Raw genomic sequence first — 21,529 nt, 5'->3', positions numbered from 1 at the left:
AAACATCAAAACTTGCAGGTATTTTGTTTTTATTTTATGAAGAAAACCTTATTTGATAAAGTTTGGGACGCACATGTTGTCAAAGAAATTAAAGACGGCCCACAAATATTATATATAGATAAACATCTTATCCACGAAGTTACAAGTCCGCAAGCTTTTGCAGAATTAGAACAACGTGGAATTTCTATTTTCAGACCTGATCAAATTGTCGCAACAGCCGATCATAATACCCCAACCATTGATCAACATTTACCTGTAAAAGACGAATTATCCAGAAACCAGCTCGAGCAACTTACCAAAAATTGTAAAAAAAACGGAATTACATTATACGGATTAGGGCATAAATATAATGGTATTGTGCATGTAATGGCTCCAGAATTGGGAATTACGCAACCCGGAATGACAATGGTATGCGGAGATAGCCATACCTCTACTCATGGTGCATTTGGTACAATAGCTTTTGGCATCGGTACTAGCCAGGTAGCACAAGTATTTGCCAGTCAATGTTTATTACTACAAAAACCAAAAAGTTTACGAGTAAATGTAAATGGCACATTAAAATCAGGAGTATTACCAAAAGATGTGATCTTGTATATCATTTCTAAACTCGGCACTAATGCCGGTACAGGGTATTTTTGTGAATATGCCGGTAATGTTTTTGAAGAAATGTCTATGGAAGGTAGAATGACTGTTTGTAATATGAGTATAGAGATGGGAGCTCGCGGTGGTATGATAGCACCAGATGAAACTACTTTTAATTACATAAAAGGTAGAGAATTTGCTCCAAAAGACACTAATTTTGATAAAAAAGTAGCCTATTGGAAAACACTGCCTACGGATGACGGAGCTGTTTTTGATAAAGAATATCATTTTGATGCTGAAGACATAGAACCTATGATTACCTATGGAACAAATCCCGGCATGGGAATCAAAATTTCTGAAAATATACCTGTTCAGGAAAATGCTTCTTTTGCAAAATCATTAGCTTACATGAATTTTGAAAAAGGACAGTCTCTGATTGACCAAAAAATAAATTACGTATTTATCGGAAGTTGTACTAATAGTAGAATTGAAGACTTTAGAGTAGCAGCAAATTATATAAAAGGTAAGCAAAAAGCCGAAAATGTGACCGCATGGTTTGTTCCCGGGTCACAACAAGTAGCACAACAAATCGAAGATGAAGGATTAAATGATGTTTTTGAAGCTGCTGGTTTCAAATTAAGGCAACCGGGTTGTTCTGCTTGTCTTGCTATGAATGATGATAAAATCCCCGAAGGTGAATATTGCGTTTCTACTTCGAATAGAAATTTTGAAGGTAGACAAGGGCAAGGAGCAAGAACAATTTTGGCCAGTCCCCTAGTTGCAGCAGCTACAGCGATCGAAGGAAAAATAATAGACATTACAAAACAGCTTAATTAAATCATGGATAAGTTTAGTACACTCATATCATCTGCAATACCCATGCCTGTAGAAAATGTAGACACAGATCAAATCATTCCTGCTCGTTTTTTGAAATCGACCAATAGAGAAGGTTTTGGAGAAAATCTTTTTAGAGATTGGCGTTTTCAAAAGGATGGTAGTATAAATGAAGATTTTATTCTGAATGATCCCAAATTTACAGGGAGCATTCTGGTTGCTGGTGATAATTTTGGATGTGGTTCTAGTAGAGAACATGCAGCATGGGCAATTCATGATTATGGATTCAAAGTAGTGGTTTCAAGTTTTTTTGCAGATATATTCAAAGGAAATGCTTTAAACAATGGGGTTTTGCCAATACAAGTAACCCCAGAATATTTAAAAGAATTATTCGATGCAATACAGAACGATCCCAATACCAAAATTGAAGTAAATCTAGAGTCGCAAACCATAACTATTCTATCCACAAATTCGTCTGCAACATTTGAGATTAACAGTTATAAAAAAACTTGTTTAACGAATGGTTATGACGATATTGATTTTTTAGTAAGTAATCTATCTGATATTAAAGAATTTGAAAATTTAAAGGTTTAAAAACAATCGAAACAAATTGTTGTGTTAGTTTTAAGTAAAAACCAAAAACATGTTTTTAATAAAACAGCCTATCTAAAATAAACGAAACGAATGAAACTAGACATCGCAGTATTATCAGGAGATGGTATCGGGCCAGAGGTAACCGCACAAGCCATCAAAGCATTAGAAGCAGTAGCACATAACTTTGATCATACTTTTATTTTTAAAGAAGGCCTGGTGGGTGCCATTGCTATAGACAAAACAGGTGCTCCCCTACCCGATAAAACATTAGAATTATGCGCAAATACAGATGCAGTTCTATTTGGAGCTATTGGTGATCCAAAATATGATAATAATCCCTCTGCGCCAGTGCGTCCGGAGCAAGGTTTACTTAAATTACGCAAAGAACTAGGCCTCTACGCCAACATCAGGCCTGTAAAAGCATATAATACCTTAATCGATAAATCTCCGCTTAAACGAGAAATTATAGAAGGTACAGATATCTCTATTTACAGAGAATTAACCGGTGGTATTTATTTTGGAAAAAAAGAACTTTCTGAAGATGGCACCATCGCCTCTGATCTTTGTGAATATTCTAGAGGAGAAATCGAACGCATTACTCATTTAGCATTCAAAGCGGCACAAAAAAGACGCAAAAAACTTACTCTAGTAGATAAAGCAAATGTTTTAGAATCTTCACGCTTATGGAGAAAAGTAGTTTCAGAAATCTCAACAGCATACGAAGATGTAACTTTAGATTTTTTATTTGTCGATAATGCTGCTATGCAAATGATCCTCAATCCTAGTCAATTTGATGTAATATTAACAGAAAATATGTTTGGGGATATCATATCAGACGAAGCAAGTGTTATTGGTGGATCAATTGGACTTCTAGCCTCAGCATCTATTGGAGATAATTGCTGTATGTTTGAGCCTATTCATGGATCTTACCCACAAGCAACCGGAAAAGGAATCGCTAACCCAATCGCAGCTATTTTGTCTGCCGCTATGCTACTAGAACATTTTGATCTCGTAGGAGAAGCCAATGCAATAAGAGATGCAGTTGAAAAAGCATTGGAGCTAAATATCACTACTCCTGATTTGAATAGTATAAATCCCTTAACAACAGAAAAAGTAGGTGATTTTATCTATGACTATATTCTAAACCCTGAAGATTCTAACATCAATTTTGAAAATATACATGTAGGTCAATCTACAATTATATAATTTTCTGTTTTATGTTTCACAAAAAAGCAATCAGGAATAGTTCTTGATTGCTTTTTTATTGAATACTCACTACATTTTTGTACTTTGATCAACATAAAATTTAATTGATGGTTAAATCCCTAAAAATCTTGTTTATTTTAATCGCATTTATTAATTACACAAATGCACAAGACATTGTTTGTTCTGCAAAAGACAAAGAATTATTCACACAAAAAATTAATGAACTTAACAAAGATTACAAAACCTCAAAAAGCCCAGGTGAGACTATAATTTTTGTTGGAAAATCTTTTCTAAAAACTCCTTATGTAGAAAAAACGCTGGAAATAGGTGCAAAAGAATCTCTTGTAATTAATCTACAAGGTTTGGATTGTACTACATATGTAGAAAATGTTTTAGCATTTACATTAATGCTAAAAAACAATCAAAGTGACTTCGATACATATACTGATTATTTGGAAGATATAAGGTATAGAAATGGAAAGCTAAATGGATACACCTCAAGGCTTCACTATTTCTCAGAATGGATAGCAAATAACCAACAAAAGAAACTGATCAAAAATATCACAAACGATTTGGGAGGTATATCAGCAGAAAAAGAAATTAATTTTATGAGTACTCACCGTGATTCTTATCCTTTTCTAAAAGAACAAGACAATTTTAAAGGTATTCAAGAGGTAGAAAAGGTAATAAATCAATATCCCATTTGTTATCTTCCTAAAGACCAAATTAAAAGTCAAGAACATCTAATAGAATCAGGTGATATTATTGCTCTTGTTACTTCTATTAAAGGGCTGGATATTACGCATACTGGGTTTGCTATTCGAGAAACAGATGGTAACATACATTTACTACATGCCTCTTCAAGTGGTGCTGTAAAAATATCAAAGTTACCACTTACAGAATACCTCAAAAAAATTAAACATAATATTGGCATCATAGTAAGTAGAGTTCTATAACATATTTTTGTTTCACTTTTTATCCTCATTAAGGGCTATAAACACCAATTTCTTTTCAACAATAGTTAAAATCACTTAGTTAAAAATCAATACTTTAGTCAATGTTTTGTAAAGCTAAGTCTAAATTCCTAATTTAGTAGTGCTAAAGGAAAAAGAAAAATTACAATGAGACTTCCCAGAACAAATATTGAGGATAAATTAAGCAGATTAAGAAATAAAGAGTTTGATGCTTCTACCTGGAAAGATCAGGTTTTGAAAATCTTGAATAAAGAAGATCTTCATGAAAATCAAATTCTAGAAAACTTAAAAACTACAGGTACTAACATAGAAAATGTTTTTGATTTTGATCAATTAGAAACAAATAGAATTTATCATATTAGTCAGATAAAAAAAATATGTATCGATTATCGATTACGTTTTTTGGATGCTAAATATTTTAAAGGAAAATTGCCTAACTCTGCAATTGAAGCAATAAAAGTGTTAGAAAATAAACACGATATAGAGTTGAAGGGATTTAAAATCATTGCTCCTTCAAAATTATTCAAATTAGAGAATGCAGATGATCCTTTACTCTTTGCTCCTATGGGTAATGATTATTTTTATTTAGTTCATAAATGGGGTAATGATTTACATCCTTTTAGAAAAAACATGATGTGGTTTTTCAAAAGCTTTGAAAATTTACTAATTCTAACTTTTCTAGTAAGTTTTATACTGACTTTATTAGTTCCAGATGGATTATTTTCAAAAAACAGTGATACATCTACGTTTATTATGATCTTTTTCTTTATGTTTAAGTCTGTAGCAGCAGTAGTTTTATTTTACGGATTTGCTCTTGGAAAAAACTTCAACACCGCAATCTGGAATAGTAAATATTTTAATGCCTAATTTTTAAATAAATATATGTTTCCAAAGAGTGAATATGAACGCGTATATACAGGTAGTTTAATTAATGTACAATTCTTACAGACCCTTCTTCAAGATAGTGGTATCAATTCTATAACAAGAGATGATATGAAATCCGGTATGATTGCTGGTTTTGGAGGTGGTATACCTAATCATATACAGCTTTTTGTCAAAAAAACAGATGTTGATGATGCTATACCGATTATAGAAAAAAGTCTTTCATAAATGACAATATGAAAGATAAAAACGAATCTTCTCGTAGAAAATGGGATCTAATGATAGGCATTACATTAATAGTTTTTGGCGGTCTTAGACTGTTTAATCATTTTAGAACTAATGCCGATTGGGAATTAAGGTCTTATCTAACCATACTCTTTATAGGTTATGGGATTTTTCTTGTGTACAGGTATTTTCAGAATAAACCTGAGTCGTAAGAATTGATTTTTTATCTGGTATTTTACTCATAGCTCTTTCTGTGATAGCTGTTATTGATAAAGATGGATTCACTCCTGGGTTTGCAGAGATCATCGATCCATCACAAACATACATGTTTTGATACCCAAACACATTGTTATTTTTATCGATTACACCTTCTCTAGAATTTGCTCCCATAACGGCGCCTCCCAAAATATGAGCAGTAGAGGGGATTCCTGCAAGGGGTTCTAATCCAAATACGGTTTCTTTACCATTTACTATAGAAGCATATTTTTTTGCTAAATCTATAGATTGCGGGATAAATGCGGTTGGTTTTTTACCTTTAGAAATCCGAGTATTCATGATTCCAAAAATATTTCTTCTAAATTTTAAAGTACTATCCAATGTTTGCATAAATAACAAAATAGCTGTACTCTTTCCCCAGTCTTTAGTTGTATATAATTTGATATAAGATATTGGATATTTTACAAAACTTGTTATCATTTTTGCAACTCTTACTATAGTATTACTTCCATTGATCAAAGGCAAATGAGACAATCTCCAAAACCCTGAACCTTTTGCATATCGTACAATTTCTAAGTGACTATTATCATCTGTATTTAGAATAGAACCAATAGCCACACCATTTGACATATCTTTTTTATGATCGAGATTAGTAACACTAATCAAGCTCTCATTATTAGTTCTTATATCATACCCCAAACGATTAGAAAGTTTTGGTAAAGAAGTTTGTTTAAGCTTCAATAGTAATTTTACTGTACCCAGTACACCTCCCGAAAAGATAACACCTTTTGCTTTCACCTGCTTTTTGGAAGTAAAAATTTGTGTTGAGGTCTTAAATTTTACCATATATCCATCTTCTTGTGGAAGCACATCGTACACCTCATGTTCTGCTAAAATATCTGTACCTAATTGTTGAGCGAGATAAAGATAATTCTTATCTAATGTATTTTTTGCTCCTACTCTACATCCTGTCATACAACCTCCACAAAAATTACAACCGGTTCGATCCGGACCTTTACCATCAAAATACGGATCCTTCACAGTTTGATTGGGTTGACCAAAAAATACAGCTACATTAGTTCTGTTAAAACCATCTTCGATATTCATTTCTTTGGACAATTCTTTTAAAGCTTTGTCTCCATCAAAAAGAAAAGGATTTTTTTGAGCTCCCAACATCTGCAATGCAGTTTTATAAAACGGGGATAACTCTTGTTGCCAATTATTAAGTTTTGCCCAACTTCCTGAATTAAAAAATTCTTTCTTAGGAATTGGTAATGTATTGGCATATACCAAAGAACCTCCCCCTACTCCTGTTCCTGAAATGACCACTATATGCTTAAAGAAAGACATTTTCATGATACCAAACCACCTCAAAAAAGGCACCCATAGCCATTTTTTAAGATTCCAGTTTGATTTTGGAAAATCATTAGGGGTATACCATTTTCCTTTTTCAATTACTAAAACATTATAACCTTTTTCAGAAAGTCTTAATGCGCTTACTGACCCTCCAAAACCACTGCCTATAATTACATAATCATATTCTTCTTTTAATTTCATAGTGTAAATGGTTACTTTTGGAAGTAGGATTTATAAAATCGAACTATTTACCAAATATAGTTCGATTTTAATACATTGTCAAGTATGGGAAGAAAATCAATTGTCAAAAATCGAAAAGAAAAGACCAAAAAAGTAGAAAAATGGACGCAGGCCATACTTCCAAAGTTAAAAAGTACTGATTTAGGCACACTTACTATAGATGATTTAGCTTCTCTAATGAATAAAAGCAAATCTACTGTTTATCAGTATTTTACTACAAAAGAAGAGTTTTTTGAGTATTTAACGCAAGTACGTTTGGAGCATCTTTCTTCTTATAAAGCAGAGATTGCTAGTGAAATACTACAACTAGATTACCAATACAAAGCACTAATTCAAATTCTTACCGAAGGTGCAAAAGATATTTCTGCTTTTTACCTAAGACAATTACGAGAACACTATCCTTCTGCCTGGAAGCTTATCGAAGATTTTTTACTCGAATTATTAAAAGATCTTGAAAAATTTTATATCTCTGGTATTGAAAATGAACTTTTTAATGCTGTATCCACCAAATTGCTTATTAAGATTGATGAATATTTTATCTTACAATTGATCACTGACGACTCTTTTTTTGATACATCAACCAAAGATTTAGAAGCTGTTATCAGAGATTATATGTTTCTGAAGTTTGAAGGTTTAATGAAGTAATGTTTTTGTTATTTTATAAAATGAAAAAAGGTTACCTATTTTGATAGATAACCTTACTTATATTGATTTTAATATATTCTAAATCAGCTATTATGCTTGTTCTGCTTCAGCTTTACGCTTAGCTCTCCACATTTTAAAGTTTTCGATATTAGCTCCAATAACCCAATAAGGAATAACGAAGGTTAACAAAAAGATCATTAACCAAAATCCAATAGTAAGTATAGTTAAGAAAGCTAAAAAGCCAAGGTATTGATCGAATTCAAACATAACGATTATTTATTTTCTAAAAATTTTTACAAAGATAATAACTCTTATGTATTTCTCATAAAAGAAATATCATTTATTTATGATCTTTTTTTACAAGCAATTTATCTCCCAAAAAAAGCCTTTGTTATGACAGAATTAGTGAGGCAAATGTTTAAATTTGCTGTCTTAAAAAAACAAATCTTCTTACCTATGGAATATAGAATAGAAAAGGATACAATGGGCGAGGTAAAAGTACCTGCTGATAGACTTTGGGGGGCACAAACAGAACGTTCCAGAAACAATTTTAAAATAGGAGCTCCTGCTTCTATGCCTCTAGAAATAGTTTATGGCTTTGCTTATTTAAAGAAAGCAGCTGCATATACAAATTGTGAATTAGGGGCTTTACCTATAGAAAAAAGAGATCTAATTGCGCAAGTATGCGACGAAATATTAGAAGGTAAACACGATGATCAATTTCCTTTGGTGATCTGGCAAACAGGATCAGGAACACAAAGCAATATGAATGTTAATGAGGTTATTGCTAATAGAGCTCACCAACTAGCAGGTAATGTGATTGGAGAAGGCGACAAAACATTACAGCCAAATGATGATGTAAATAAGTCTCAGTCTTCTAATGACACATTTCCTACAGGAATGCATATTGCTGCTTACAAAAAAATAATAGAAGTTACTATTCCGGGAATTACGCGATTAAGAGATACTTTAAAAGAAAAGTCTTCTGAATTTAAAGATGTTGTTAAGATTGGTCGTACTCATTTTATGGATGCTACTCCTCTTACAATAGGACAAGAATTATCAGGCTATGTATCTCAATTGGATCATGGATTAAAAGCGTTAGAAAACACCTTACCACATCTAGCAGAACTGGCACTTGGTGGTACTGCAGTAGGTACGGGATTGAATACTCCTAAAGGATATGCGAAGCGTGTTTCAGAGTTTATTGCCCAGTTTACCAGTCTGCCTTTTATAACGGCTGAAAACAAATTTGAAGCGCTTGCCGCTCATGATGCTTTTGTCGAAACTCATGGAGCATTAAAGCAACTAGCAGTTTCTTTAAACAAAATAGGTAATGATATCCGTATGTTGGCTTCTGGACCACGAAGCGGAATTGGAGAACTTATCATTCCTGCAAACGAACCAGGAAGCTCAATCATGCCAGGAAAAGTAAACCCAACACAGTGTGAAGCCCTTACTATGGTTTGTGCACAAGTAATGGGTAATGACGTTGCTATCAATGTTGGTGGTATGCAAGGTCACTTTGAGTTAAACGTATTCAAACCCGTAATGGCAGCAAACCTATTACAAAGTGCTCAATTACTGGGAGATGCTTGTGTTTCTTTTGATGAACACTGCGCAAAAGGTATTGAACCTAATCATAAACGAATCACTGAATTATTGAATAATTCTTTGATGTTGGTTACTGCACTTAATACCAAGATAGGATATTACAAAGCAGCAGAAATAGCAAACACGGCTCATAAAAATGGAACTACACTAAGACATGAAGCTATTTCTTTAGGATATGTTACCGAAGAAGAATTTAATGAATGGGTAAAACCAGAAGACATGGTTGGTAGCCTAAAATAAAAATCAAATACTTATATATAAATCCCAAAATCGACATTAGGTATCAATTTTGGGATTTTTTATATCTTCTAAATTCTAAAAAAACAGTGATGACATGTATTAAACATCCTTATACCTGATTGACCTATTTTTAGCAAAAAAATCTTATTATAAAAATAGAAAATCCACATTAAAAATGTGAATTTTCTAAACTCCTTACTTAAATTTATGTTTTCTCCAAACTAACAGGCTTTGTTCCCCAACAAAGTTTGTTATGGCTTATCTATGAATAGCATGGCTACAAGCCTTTGGAAGTTCTCTTACAAATTCTAAAATAAACTGAAAATTAATGCCGAATAAGTTCATGATTTTTTGTGTGTAAAATTGGTTCATAAATTGTTTTATTATTATGATGTAAAAGTACTTTTATAACACATACAAAACAACGGGGAAAAACCCCTTTTTTTACAGTTAATCTCCCCCTCTTCTCAAAAAATCATCTATTTTATTCTTTTTTAGTAGTAATACACAAGTAAAAAAGCATATCCTATTGGATATGCTTGATCTTATCTTTATAAAAACTAGATTTTAGTATTTTAAACTTTATCTAATGCTTGTTCCAAATCCCACAATAAATCTTTTTCATTCTCTACACCTATAGATAATCGTATTAATTTATCTGTCACACTCATTTCTTGTTGTTGCGTTTCGTCTACTCCTGCATGTGTCATTGTTTTTGGATGTTCTGCCAAACTTTCTGTTCCTCCTAGACTTACTGCAAGTTTGATCAGTTGAAGATGATTTAAAAACAAAAATGCTTCTTTTTCACCACCAACAATATCAAAAGAAACCATAGCTCCCGGAGCAGAACATTGTTTTTTATAAGCATCATAAGTAGTAGTACCTTCTTTTAATAGGCCTAAATAATATACTTTTTCTACTTTTGGATGATTCTTCAAATACTCAGCGACAACTTGTGCATTTTTAGTTTGTTGATCCATTCTAATTTTCAGGGTTTCTAAACTACGTAACATCAACCATGCTGTATGAGGACTTACCATATTACCTAAAAATGTTCTAAGCGTTTTTACGCGTAACATCAATTCTGCATTACCTAAAACTGCTCCTGCGATTAGATCACTATGCCCGCCAATATACTTGGTAGCAGAGTACAGTACTAGATCAGCACCACATTGTAGAGGATGTTGCCAAAGTGGTCCCATATAAGTATTATCTACTGCAACCAATACCTTTTTATCTTCGGTATTGTATTGTGCGGCCAATTCACTATATTTTTCAATATCTACAATATGATTAGTGGGATTTGCCGGAGTTTCTAAATAAACCATTGCTAATTTATCAGACTTACCGGATTCCTCAATCATTTGCTTTACTTCTTCTATACTATGGTGTGGCATTACTCCAATGGTATGCACTCCTATTTTATCAAGAAAATGTTGAATAAAATGATCTGTTCCTCCATATAATGGATTACTATACACTAATAAGTCACCGGGTTTCAGAAATTCTAATAGTACGGTACTAATAGCAGACATTCCACTTTCGAAAACTGCACAATCATCTGCTTTATCCCAAAGACAGAGTCGGTTTTCTAAAATTTCAAGGTTTGGATTATTAATTCTACTGTAGATTAACCCCAGCTCTTCTTTTGGAGATTTTTCGCGAAGACCATAAGCCAATTCAAAAAAGGCTTTTCCTTCTTCTGCTGTTTTAAAAACAAAAGTCGAGGTTTGAAAAATTGGACATTTTATAGCTCCTTCTGATAACTCTGGCTTATATCCATAAGTCATCATCAAACTTTCTGGGTTAAAATCATGTTCTTTCATTCTATAAAATTAAAAGAATTAGAATTTAAAACCTTATTTTCACATCAATTCAGCATAAAAATTTATAAAAATAATTAATTATAGAATTTTATTCTTAAAATATTTTATTTAACTCTGATAAAAAGAAAAAAATTATGGATAAAATTGATCAATCGATACTACTTTTATTGCAAAAAGACAGTAAGATTACAATCAAAGAAATTGCCGTTCGCCTTAACTTAACAACTACTCCTATTTTTGAAAGAGTTAAAAGACTAGAAAAAGAAGGGTATATAAGATCATACAAAGCTATTTTGGATCGTAAAAAAGTAGGGTTACAACTTATGGTTTTTTGTAATATCACACTCAACCTTCATCAAACTGATTATCTAAAAAAATTTGAAAAAGACATACAACAATTTCCTGAAGTAGCAGAATGCTATCATATTGCAGGTATGTTTGATTATCTCATTAAAATATATGCCAAAGACATGGAAAGTTACCAGGAATTTTTGTCTAATAAACTAGCATCTCTAGAAAATATTTCTAAGGTGCAGAGTTCTTTTGTGATGACAGAAGTAAAAGACTTCTCTTTTTTACCAGTTATATAACATTATAAAAAGAAAACAAACATCTTTTTGCAGTTATATTTGTAAGTGAAGAAATTACACAATAAATCATTTATTAAAACGAATACAAAATATCAAAAACATGAATATTAAAGACGCAAAAGTACTGATAACGGGAGGTAACTCAGGAATAGGAAAAGCGACTGCCAAACTCTTAAAAGAAAAAGGAGCAGAAGTTATCATTTCTGGAAGAAATCAGGAAACACTACAAGAAACTGCCAAAGAACTCAATATAGATTATATAAAGGCTGATGTTACTGACGAAAACGAGGTACAACAAATGGTTGAGGATGCAAAAAGTAAGATGAGTGGGCTAAATGTGCTTATCAATAATGCCGGTTATGGATATATTTCAAAGCTTATAGATATAGAACCAGACAAATTTACGGATCAATTCAAGACAAATATCCTTGGAGCTACCCTATGTGCCAAAGCCGCAGCAAAACATTTTGTAAAAAATGAATATGGAAATATTATCAATATTGGATCTACTTCTTCTTTAAAAGGTTCTCCTACAGCTTCTCCTTATGTAGCAACCAAATTTGCATTACGAGGTATGACTGAAAGCTGGAGAAACGAATTAAGGCCTCATAATATAAGAGTTATGCAAGTAAATCCCAGTGAGGTAATGACTAATTTTGCAAATAATAGAGTTGATAGTAATATCACTACAAAACAATATACTGAAGCAGAACAAGAAACAAAACTAAGAGGAGAAGAAATTGCACATACAATTTCTAGTCTATTAGAAATGGATGATCGAGGATTTATTACAGAAGCTACTGTTTTTGCAACTAATCCGAAGGTATAATTAATAATTTACAAAAATATAATAGTAAGTATTTCTATTATAATTCTAAGTTTCAATAGTTTTTGTTTAACTTTATAAGGCAATCTTCTGAGAATGACCTAATTTAATTAAACAAAAACACTCTTGTTTACAAATTTTGGCAAGTCGATTTAATACGTCCGGAAGTAGTAAACGTGCCTTAGAAGATTTTCACAAAGGGCTACAAATTAATTTTGTATGCCCTTTTTCTGTGAGATTTTCTATACTACTCAATTAATAATTTCAGGAGTTCTAGAAACTCTTTTTTCTTTTATATAACTGATAAACACAAATAAAAATATCAGCAAAAATATAACTGAACCTATTATAAAGACTATTGTTTGTAAACTTTCAAACAAAATCCCACTAATAACCAACCCAAAAATACTAGCAAAACTCCCCATACTGTTTCCATATCCCTGAATAGCGCCTTGCATCTGCTGATTACCAGTTTTAGATAAGAGTGACAAAAAATTAGGCCACATCATACCATTACCAATAGACAAGAGTGTATTTGCAAGATATAGAATCACAATATTAGAAAAAGACAGTAAATAAAAACTAATAGCTAATAATAGTGAACCAATAACAATAAATAACAGATTTGAAATTTTACCTGACAAAAAAGACAATAATGGCCCTTGTATTAATATCATTATCACACTAGAGTATGCTAAAAATACACCTAGCTCTGTAGAAGACCATTCTAATATAGTAGAGGCATATATCGGTAATCCTGCATAAAATAAACTGAATGCTAAAAAAGTGAGAAAATAAATCATATATAGCAAAGCAATCTGATCTTGTTTCAGAATATTCCAAAAAGTATTGGTATTTTCTTTTGCTATACTAGAATCTCCGGTGTAACATTCTTTGTGTTCCACTTGAAAAAACCTTCTAAATGATTTAAACCCTATACTCCCAGTATCAACAACACAAGGATTACTTTCCGGTAGTTTTATAATAATTATAAAAATTGCGACTAGAGAAATTATAGCTGCAAGCAAAATAGGTAGTGATTCTCCCAAAAATGTTGAGGCCAAAATTCCTGCAACTGCTGGACCCAAAACAAAGCCAAGACTTGTAGAAGCCCCCATCATGCCAAAATTTTTGTCCCTATTGTGATCATCAGAAATATCTGATAGATATGCATTAGCCACAGAAACATTACCTCCGGTAAAACCATCAAAAATCCTGGCAACAAAAAGTAAAACCAAGGGTAAAGTCATCATATAATTTCCTGTAAATCCAGAATCTGAAGACCATAGAACTGTTTTGGGGAGTATAAATGCAAGCAAAAACAACATCCATGCAAGAAATGTGCCTGCCTGACTTATTACAAGTACTTTTTTTCTTCCGATACGATCTGATAATTTTCCTAATATTGGAGCACCTATAAGTTGAAAAAAAGGGTACATTGCTCCTAAGACACCATAAATAAATCCGTTTCCTCCTAAATCTGTAACAATAAAAATTAAGATTGGAATAACAATACTATATCCCAAAATCCCAATAAAATTAACTAATAGTATCGGAAAAATAGTAAGCCTAAAAAAACGTATTGCTTTCATTTGTGTGCTTATTAAACAATTATAGTTGTAAGTTTTTATTATTAATTGATACTTATTTATACAAAAGCGGTAGTAACAATTTTGCAATAGAGTTGTTATATATAAGCTTTCTTATTAATCGAGAAGTCTAAAAATATGCAAAAAAAGAACTCAATCAGAATTTCTTATTAATTAAAATGTATTTTAGCGTCCGCTATACTTTTTGGGGAATTATATTAATATGCTAATGTTCGTAAACAAATCATTATTCTTATATTGTCTTTTTCTTGTCATCATCTCAAATTATTGTATTTCTCAAGAGGATCATTATACTCATCAAATTACATTCTCTACAGACAATGATGTATTTACTTTTGATAACGGATCTGATCGATATTACTCTTTTGGAGGTGGTCTAAAATATACATTTACTGCAAAACGATTTTTAGGATTACAACATTTATTCAAAAATAAAGACAATGTTTTTTATGATGTAGAATATCGAATAGAAGGATATACGCCCTCTGATGTTAATGATTTTGCGTTGACCGAAAGAATAGAAGGTCCTGACGAGTTTGATAGGCCTTATGCGGGGTTATCTTATTTTACTCTGGGAGCATCTTATATTTTCAAAAGATCTTTTTTTAAAACAGAACTTTTAGTTGGTGTTTTAGGCCCTTCTTCTCAAGCTGATGAAGTACAAAGTTGGTTTCATAGAAATATTATTGACGAACCTATTTATGATGGGTGGAAATTTCAACTAGAAGATCAATTCTTACTTAACATCAATTCGTATTATACTCACGATTTTAACCCAAATCATAATTGGTTTAATACTTTTGGTACTGCAAATTTAAAATTAGGTAATCTTTTCAATCAAGCCTCTGCTGGATTAGGATTCCGAATTGGTAAATTTGCAAAAATCTCTAAATCGTCAAGTTTTAACAATAGTATTTTATTACCAAAGAAAAATTTCGAGTTCTTTTTCCAATTTTCGTCTTCTGGAGGTATCAACATATCTGATGCAACAATACAAGGCAATATTTTTGATCGCGGTAAATATTCTTTTTCAGATTTGAATAATGTATCTTGGAATATTAAAAATGGATTATATTTTTCTAAAAACAGATTTTCTTGTAATATTTCATATTCGTGGTCTTCTGGAGTTCTTGACACCACCGAAAATCATATTTTTGGAACTATTTCAGGATCGTATAGGTTCTAATAATTTACCCCATAATTTTCACTAACAATTCTTTTAAGATATCTCCCTGCGGAAGGTTTGATGCTCCTACTCCTTTACTTTTAATATCTGCATCTCTTAATAAAGCAATAATAGCACTAACTCTTTTCATTGGATAGTGATGTGCTGCTTCTGTATAATCTTTTACAAAGTATGGATTGATTTTTAAGACACTAGCTACATTACGTTGTGATTTATCTGGTAAACCATGATACTGCAACACTTGGGAAAAGAAACTATATAGTAAAGAAATAGTTACTACTAATGGATTGTCTTTTGGGTTTTGGGCAAAATAATTTATAATACGAAATGCTTTAACTTTATTACGTGTTCCTATAGCTTTACGAAGTTCAAAATTATTAAATTCTTTACTGATTCCTATATTGTCTTCGATTTGATCAGCCGTAATTTGAGACCCTGATGGAATAATCAGTTTTAACTTTTCTAATTCATTGTTAATTTTACTCAAATCCGTTCCTAAAAACTCAACAAGCATTTGAGCTGCCTTGGGTTCTATGTTATATTTTGATCCAGAAAGTACCCTTCTAATCCAATCAGCTACCTGATTTTCATACATTTTTTTACTCTCAAAGATCACCCCATTTTTAGCTACTATTTTGTATAGTTTCTTACGCTTATCAATTTTTTTATATTTATAACATACTACCAAAACTGTAGAAGGTTGCGGGTTTTCGGCATAATCCGATAGTTTTTCTATAGTACGAGATAATTCTTGAGCTTCTTTTACAATTACAACTTGCCTTTCGGCCATCATAGGAAAACGCTTTGCATTAGCAACAATATCATCTATAGTTACATCCCGACCATACAAAAGCATTTGGTTGAACCCTTTTTCTTCTTCGGCAAGCACATTTTTATCTATAAATTCAGAAATCTTATCTATGTAATACGGTTCTTCCCCCATAAGGAAATAAATAGGTTTAATATTACCTCCTTTTATATCACTTACAATTTGTTTTACTTCATCCATTCAGAAAAAATCATCAAATTTGTGTTATGCAACAGCTTAACTTTCCCGAGTATCGGTTTAGGTTCAAAAGTAGCGAAAATAAAGTTTCTATTTTTGACAGAATTCGCAAAAAATTTGTTGTTCTTACTCCAGAAGAATGGGTACGTCAACATACTATACATTATCTTATCGAAAGCAAAAAATATCCCGAAAGCTTAATCAATGTAGAAAAAACAATAAAAGTAAATAAGCTTAATAAGAGATATGATATTATAATTTTTCATCCGGATGGTAGTATCAACCTCATTGTTGAGTGTAAGTCTCATACGGTTAAGGTAACACAAGATGTATTTGATCAAATTGCAAGATATAACCTTGTTTTAGATGCAGATTATCTAATGATAACAAATGGGCTTTCTCATTATTATTGTCAAATGGATTATGATCATCAATGTTATACTTTTTTAAAAGATATTCCTGATTATAAAAAATAATACATATAATATATTAACGTCATCTTAACTTCATTTGATTAAGATTGTTCATTTTTATAACAAACTTTCTTTACTTTGCAGCCGTGAAAATAGCAGTTGTTATATTAAATTGGAATGGTAGGTCATTGCTAGAGCAATTTTTACCTTCGGTAATTCAGAACTCTAAAGCAGCGGATATATATCTAGCAGATAATGCTTCTACAGATGATTCTATAACGTATGTACAAACTACTTTTCCAGAAGTTTCTATTGTACAAAATAAAGTAAATGGTGGATATGCAAAAGGCTATAATGATGCCTTGGCTACCATAGATGCTGATATCTATTGTTTATTAAATAGTGATGTAGAAGTTTCTAAAGACTGGTTATTACCCATTTTAGAAACTTTTAAAACAGATCCTAAAGTCGCTGCTATACAACCAAAAATATTAGACTACAAAAGAAAAAACTATTTTGAATATGCAGGAGCAGCAGGAGGTTATATCGATAAGCTAGGTTACCCTTATTGCAGAGGAAGAATATTTGAAACAATAGAAGAAGACAAAGGACAATATGATGATAATACTTCTATTTTCTGGGCTAGTGGTGCTTGTTTGTTTATCCGAAAACCTGTCTTTGACGAAGTGGGTAAACTAGATGAAGATTTTTTTGCTCATCAAGAAGAAATAGATCTTTGTTGGAGAATTCAAAACAATGGATATACCATTTTATATCATGGTTCTTCTATCGTCTATCATTTGGGTGGTGCTACTTTGGATACAATGAATCCTCGCAAAACATTTTTGAATTTTAGAAATAATCTATATTTACTACTCAAAAATGTACCGGGGAATGCGGTGTGGTATATCATATTTCTAAGGATGATTCTGGATGGTATTGCAGCTTTTAGGTTTCTGATACAAGGAAAGTTGTCTTACTTCATGGCGATCTTAAAAGCTCATATGAGTTTCTATTCCAATTTTAACACTTTTCTTAAAAAACGCAAAAAACTTTCAAAAACGGGGAAATATTATTCAATTTTCTCCGTTGTATGGCAGTACTTTATTTTAAAACATAAATATTTCAACCAATTATAAGGTATTATAATAAATTATTGTTAACGCTGCGAACACTTACGTCACATTTTTAATAATTTTGAGTTATATTACCAGTGTAAGACTAAAACAAATTTTCTAATGAAAAAAGTAATGATTATTGGGGCTTCTCTAGCCATTGTATTATCTTCTTGTGTCTCGCAAAAGAAATATGCTGATCTAGAAGCCAAACAAAAAGAAACTTCAGACTTATTAAATACAGCTACTGTAAAATTAAACAGCTGTCTAGAAGAAAAAGCAAGTTCTACTTCTCAATTAAAGGTACTTCAAGATCAAGTATCCAATCTAAAGAATCAGAATTCTGCTTTATTAAATAATGTAGGGAATTTAGCTACCCTTTCTTCTAAAGAAGCAGAAAATCTTGAAAAGTCTTTAGAAAGTATAAAAGAAAAAGACTTGCAGATCAAAACAATGCAAGACGCAATTACAAAGAAAGATTCTGTGACTTTAGCTCTTGTTACTAGCCTTAAAGGTGCATTAGGTAACTTAGCTGATGAAGATATCGAAGTAAATGTTGAAAAAGGAGTTGTTTATGTTTCTATTTCTGATAAGCTTCTTTTTAAAAGCGGAAGCTATAATGTTTCTGGAAGAGCACGTGAAGTGTTAGGAAAAGTAGCTAAAGTAGTAAACGACAAGCCAGATATTGAATTCCTGGTAGAAGGACATACAGATAATGTGCCTATCAAAAATAAAGTTCTTTTAGACAACTGGGATCTTAGTGTAAAACGTGCTACTTCTGTTGTAAGAGTGTTACAAAATGATTTTAAAGTAGATCCTAAGCGTATGACTGCAGCAGGAAGAAGTTATTATGTGCCTATTTCAGACAACAGTTCATCTGCAAACAGAGCTAAGAATAGAAGAACTAGAATAGTAGTATTACCAAAATTAGATCAGTTCTATAATATGATCGAAGATGGTATGAAAAAAGCTTCTCAAGGAGGTAACTAGTAAAGACTTTAAGTTCATATATAAAGCTGCCAATATTGGCAGCTTTTTTTGTTTTAAATTCAAATAAAAAACTTTTAGTGTTAAAGAAATACTAATATATTTGCGATCTGAAATGCGACCCAAATCTAAAAATTTAAAACATGAGAAAAATTTTACCTACAATCATGCTATTACTCTGTATAGCATCTGTAAAATCACAATCCTACCTCGGATTTTTAACTGATAATTATAGTGGTGTTCATGGAGTTATCAGTAACCCTGCTAATATCGTAGATTCACGCCTAAAAACAGATATCAATTTAGTTGGTATAAGTGCATTTGCTGCAAATGATTACTATGGGATTAATTTTAATGATCTGGATAGTGATTATGATATTGATGATGATGCAAAAACATTTCCTGAAAGCAGTAATAATTTGGTAGGAAATATTGATGTCCTTGGCCCTGCTTTTATGTTTAATATCAATGAAAGAAATTCTATCGCAGCCTATTTTAGACTTAGAGCTTTTGCCAGTGTAAGTGATATTGATGGAGAAACACTTGATGGTGTAATAAACAACTTAGATGATAACATTAATTTTAATGTAAACGAGGATGACGCATACGGTAGTGGAAATGTATGGGCTGAACTAGGTGTATCATATGCAAGAGTATTAATGAATAAACAACAACACTTTATTAAAGGTGGTATTACACTTAAATATCTTCAAGGATTGGGTAATGCATATGCTTCTGGTAATAATTTGTCTATTGATTTTGATGCAAATGCGATTATACAGGGTAACGGAACTGTAGCAACTACTGGAGATGTCGTTTATGGATATAGTGAAAATCTCGAAGAGGACCTTGATGAAATAGAAATAGTAAGCAATGCCAAAGGAATTGGTGTTGATCTGGGTTTCATATATGAATGGAGACCTGATTATGATGAATACATTGCAACAGATAGTAAAGGAAAAACATATCTGCCAAAAGATATTAATAAGTATAAACTAAAATTTGGTTTATCATTAACAGACATTGGTTCTATAAGTTATGACAAAGGTATTCAAGAAAGCTATGATTTCAACAGAGTACTAACACAAGATGATTTTGAAGATATTGATATTGATGAATTAGAAAGATTTTATGGAACTCCAACTATAGGTGAAACAGAAAAAGCTGTTTTACCGACTGCATTACATCTTAATGCTGATTGGAATATCAATCAAAGATTCTATGTAAACGTAAACACAGACCTTTCATTGACAGCCAAAGATAAAATCAACAGAAGTAGAATAGCAAATCTTGTATCTCTTACACCAAGATTCGAAAGCAAATGGTTTAGTTTTTACTCTCCATTAAGTCTAGTACAACATAGTGGTTTTCGATGGGGAGCTGGATTAAGAGCTGGTCCTCTATACATAGGATCTGGTTCTATTATATCTGTTTTATTAAATGATGAATCTAAAGGTGCGGATGTATACGCCGGATTAAAGATTCCTGTATACCAATCTCGTTTAAAGGATAAAGATGGAGATGGAGTATTGGACAAAGTAGATGATTGTCCTGAAATAAAAGGGCCTGAAGAAAACTTTGGTTGCCCATGGCCTGATACCGATGGTGATACTGTTTTAGATAAAGACGATCAATGTCCTGAAGAAGCGGGAGAAGTAGAAAATAATGGTTGCCCCTGGCCTGATACTGACGGCGACAGTTTACTAGATAAGGATGATTCGTGCCCACAAATAGCAGGTCCTATCGAAAATAATGGTTGTCCTTGGCCTGATACCGATGGCGATAGTGTTCTTGATAAAGATGATAATTGTCCTAATGTTGCAGGTACAGTAGCAAACAATGGTTGTCCAGAAGTTACAGAAGAAGTACAAAAGACATTAAATGAGTATGCAAAAACTATTCTTTTTGACTCTGGAAGATCAACGATCAAAGAAGAATCGAATGAGGTACTTAATGATATAATTAAAATTCTTAATGAATATCCTCTAGCTAAATTTACCGTAGAAGGTCATACTGATAGTGCAGGAAGTAACAAACTAAATCAACGTTTATCTGATTCTAGAGCAAATGCAGTAAAAGATTATTTGGTTGAAAATGGTGTTGACCAATTTAGATTATCTGCTATAGGATATGGAGAGGAACGACCTATTGCAACAAACAAAACAAGAGCAGGTAGAGCTCAAAATAGACGTGTAGAAATAAATCTTATAAAGTAAGATATATATACTGATACAAAACAGTAATAAAAAGCCATCAGGATTTGATTCTGATGGCTTTTTATATTTCTAGCAATACACTAATCAAAAAAAGTGATACCCAACATAGATATCACCTTTTCACTGTGGTTAAATGTATTAAAACA

20 protein-coding genes are annotated in these 21,529 nt (G+C 32.0%); 15 read left to right on the top strand and 5 right to left on the bottom strand.

Features of this window, described 5'->3' with window-relative positions; translation table 11 throughout:
* Positions 1-36: 36 nt before the first annotated feature.
* The 6 genes from leuC (at position 37) to FHK87_RS23665 (ending at position 5,300) form a co-directional block, all read left to right on the top strand.
* The gene (leuC, locus tag FHK87_RS23690; RefSeq protein WP_140597358.1) at positions 37-1,419 is read left to right on the top strand and encodes a 3-isopropylmalate dehydratase large subunit; all 1,383 of its coding nucleotides are present in this window, start codon (positions 37-39) and stop codon (positions 1,417-1,419) included.
* 3 nt (positions 1,420-1,422) lie between these two features.
* Positions 1,423-2,010 (top strand): 3-isopropylmalate dehydratase small subunit, encoded by a 588-nt coding sequence (gene leuD / locus FHK87_RS23685; RefSeq protein WP_140597357.1) that lies wholly within the window; start codon positions 1,423-1,425, stop codon positions 2,008-2,010.
* Between the two features lie 90 nt (positions 2,011-2,100).
* Positions 2,101-3,216 (top strand): 3-isopropylmalate dehydrogenase, encoded by a 1,116-nt coding sequence (gene leuB / locus FHK87_RS23680; RefSeq protein WP_140597356.1) that lies wholly within the window; start codon positions 2,101-2,103, stop codon positions 3,214-3,216.
* Between the two features lie 128 nt (positions 3,217-3,344).
* The gene (locus tag FHK87_RS23675) at positions 3,345-4,172 is read left to right on the top strand and encodes an N-acetylmuramoyl-L-alanine amidase-like domain-containing protein (protein WP_226294402.1); all 828 of its coding nucleotides are present in this window, start codon (positions 3,345-3,347) and stop codon (positions 4,170-4,172) included.
* Positions 4,173-4,337: 165 nt separating this feature from the next.
* On the top strand, positions 4,338-5,057 hold the full coding sequence (locus FHK87_RS23670; RefSeq protein WP_140597354.1) for a hypothetical protein: 720 nt from the start codon (positions 4,338-4,340) through the stop codon (positions 5,055-5,057).
* A 15-nt stretch (positions 5,058-5,072) separates the two neighbouring features.
* A complete protein-coding gene (locus FHK87_RS23665; RefSeq protein WP_140597353.1) occupies positions 5,073-5,300 on the top strand; it encodes a putative signal transducing protein in 228 nt (75 codons plus the stop codon).
* A 150-nt stretch (positions 5,301-5,450) separates the two neighbouring features.
* Here the strand turns inward: FHK87_RS23665 and FHK87_RS23660 are convergent, their stop codons facing one another.
* A complete protein-coding gene (locus FHK87_RS23660) occupies positions 5,451-7,070 on the bottom strand; it encodes a GMC oxidoreductase (protein ID WP_140597352.1) in 1,620 nt (539 codons plus the stop codon).
* 84 nt (positions 7,071-7,154) lie between these two features.
* Between FHK87_RS23660 and FHK87_RS23655 the strand changes: the two genes are divergently transcribed.
* Complete coding sequence (locus FHK87_RS23655; protein WP_140597351.1) at positions 7,155-7,754, top strand: TetR/AcrR family transcriptional regulator; 600 nt, start codon at positions 7,155-7,157, stop codon at positions 7,752-7,754.
* A 90-nt stretch (positions 7,755-7,844) separates the two neighbouring features.
* Here the strand turns inward: FHK87_RS23655 and FHK87_RS26455 are convergent, their stop codons facing one another.
* On the bottom strand, positions 7,845-8,021 hold the full coding sequence (locus FHK87_RS26455) for a hypothetical protein (protein WP_226294401.1): 177 nt from the start codon (positions 8,019-8,021) through the stop codon (positions 7,845-7,847).
* A gap of 189 nt (positions 8,022-8,210) precedes the next feature.
* Between FHK87_RS26455 and fumC the strand changes: the two genes are divergently transcribed.
* Positions 8,211-9,608: a class II fumarate hydratase gene (gene fumC, locus FHK87_RS23650; protein ID WP_140597350.1), complete on the top strand. Its 1,398-nt coding sequence runs from the start codon at positions 8,211-8,213 to the stop codon at positions 9,606-9,608.
* Between the two features lie 575 nt (positions 9,609-10,183).
* Here the strand turns inward: fumC and FHK87_RS23645 are convergent.
* On the bottom strand, positions 10,184-11,434 hold the full coding sequence (locus FHK87_RS23645) for a cystathionine gamma-synthase family protein (RefSeq protein WP_140597349.1): 1,251 nt from the start codon (positions 11,432-11,434) through the stop codon (positions 10,184-10,186).
* A gap of 134 nt (positions 11,435-11,568) precedes the next feature.
* Between FHK87_RS23645 and FHK87_RS23640 the strand changes: the two genes are divergently transcribed.
* Both FHK87_RS23640 and FHK87_RS23635 read left to right on the top strand, forming a co-directional pair.
* Positions 11,569-12,024, top strand: a complete 456-nt coding sequence (locus FHK87_RS23640) for an Lrp/AsnC family transcriptional regulator (RefSeq protein ID WP_140597348.1) — start codon at positions 11,569-11,571, stop codon at positions 12,022-12,024.
* Positions 12,025-12,124: 100 nt separating this feature from the next.
* On the top strand, positions 12,125-12,853 hold the full coding sequence (locus FHK87_RS23635; RefSeq protein ID WP_140597347.1) for an SDR family oxidoreductase: 729 nt from the start codon (positions 12,125-12,127) through the stop codon (positions 12,851-12,853).
* A 248-nt stretch (positions 12,854-13,101) separates the two neighbouring features.
* On the opposite strand, the gene FHK87_RS23630 is transcribed toward FHK87_RS23635, so the two are convergent.
* Positions 13,102-14,529 carry an MFS transporter gene (locus tag FHK87_RS23630; RefSeq protein ID WP_394344949.1) on the bottom strand — a complete coding sequence of 476 codons (1,428 nt, stop codon included), beginning with the start codon at positions 14,527-14,529 and terminating at the stop codon, positions 13,102-13,104.
* Between the two features lie 139 nt (positions 14,530-14,668).
* Between FHK87_RS23630 and FHK87_RS23625 the strand changes: the two genes are divergently transcribed.
* Positions 14,669-15,646, top strand: a complete 978-nt coding sequence (locus tag FHK87_RS23625) for a lipid A-modifier LpxR family protein (protein ID WP_226294400.1) — start codon at positions 14,669-14,671, stop codon at positions 15,644-15,646.
* A 4-nt stretch (positions 15,647-15,650) separates the two neighbouring features.
* Here the strand turns inward: FHK87_RS23625 and holA are convergent, their stop codons facing one another.
* On the bottom strand, positions 15,651-16,655 hold the full coding sequence (holA, locus tag FHK87_RS23620) for a DNA polymerase III subunit delta (protein ID WP_140597344.1): 1,005 nt from the start codon (positions 16,653-16,655) through the stop codon (positions 15,651-15,653).
* A 26-nt stretch (positions 16,656-16,681) separates the two neighbouring features.
* Here holA and FHK87_RS23615 point away from each other — a divergent pair, with 26 nt between their 5' ends.
* From FHK87_RS23615 to FHK87_RS23600, 4 genes are all read left to right on the top strand, one after another.
* Positions 16,682-17,128, top strand: coding sequence for a type I restriction enzyme HsdR N-terminal domain-containing protein (locus FHK87_RS23615; protein ID WP_140597343.1), 447 nt, complete (start codon positions 16,682-16,684; stop codon positions 17,126-17,128).
* An 83-nt stretch (positions 17,129-17,211) separates the two neighbouring features.
* Positions 17,212-18,204 (top strand): glycosyltransferase family 2 protein, encoded by a 993-nt coding sequence (locus tag FHK87_RS23610; protein ID WP_140597342.1) that lies wholly within the window; start codon positions 17,212-17,214, stop codon positions 18,202-18,204.
* Between the two features lie 99 nt (positions 18,205-18,303).
* Positions 18,304-19,170 (top strand): OmpA/MotB family protein, encoded by an 867-nt coding sequence (locus tag FHK87_RS23605; protein ID WP_140597341.1) that lies wholly within the window; start codon positions 18,304-18,306, stop codon positions 19,168-19,170.
* Positions 19,171-19,310: 140 nt separating this feature from the next.
* Positions 19,311-21,383: a DUF5723 family protein gene (locus tag FHK87_RS23600; RefSeq protein WP_140597340.1), complete on the top strand. Its 2,073-nt coding sequence runs from the start codon at positions 19,311-19,313 to the stop codon at positions 21,381-21,383.
* Positions 21,384-21,529 lie beyond the last annotated feature (146 nt).

It is taken from the genome of Aquimarina algicola, assembly GCF_006443095.1.
GTDB classification, from domain to species: domain Bacteria; phylum Bacteroidota; class Bacteroidia; order Flavobacteriales; family Flavobacteriaceae; genus Aquimarina; species Aquimarina algicola.
This window is presented reverse-complemented; position numbering and strand designations above follow the sequence as displayed.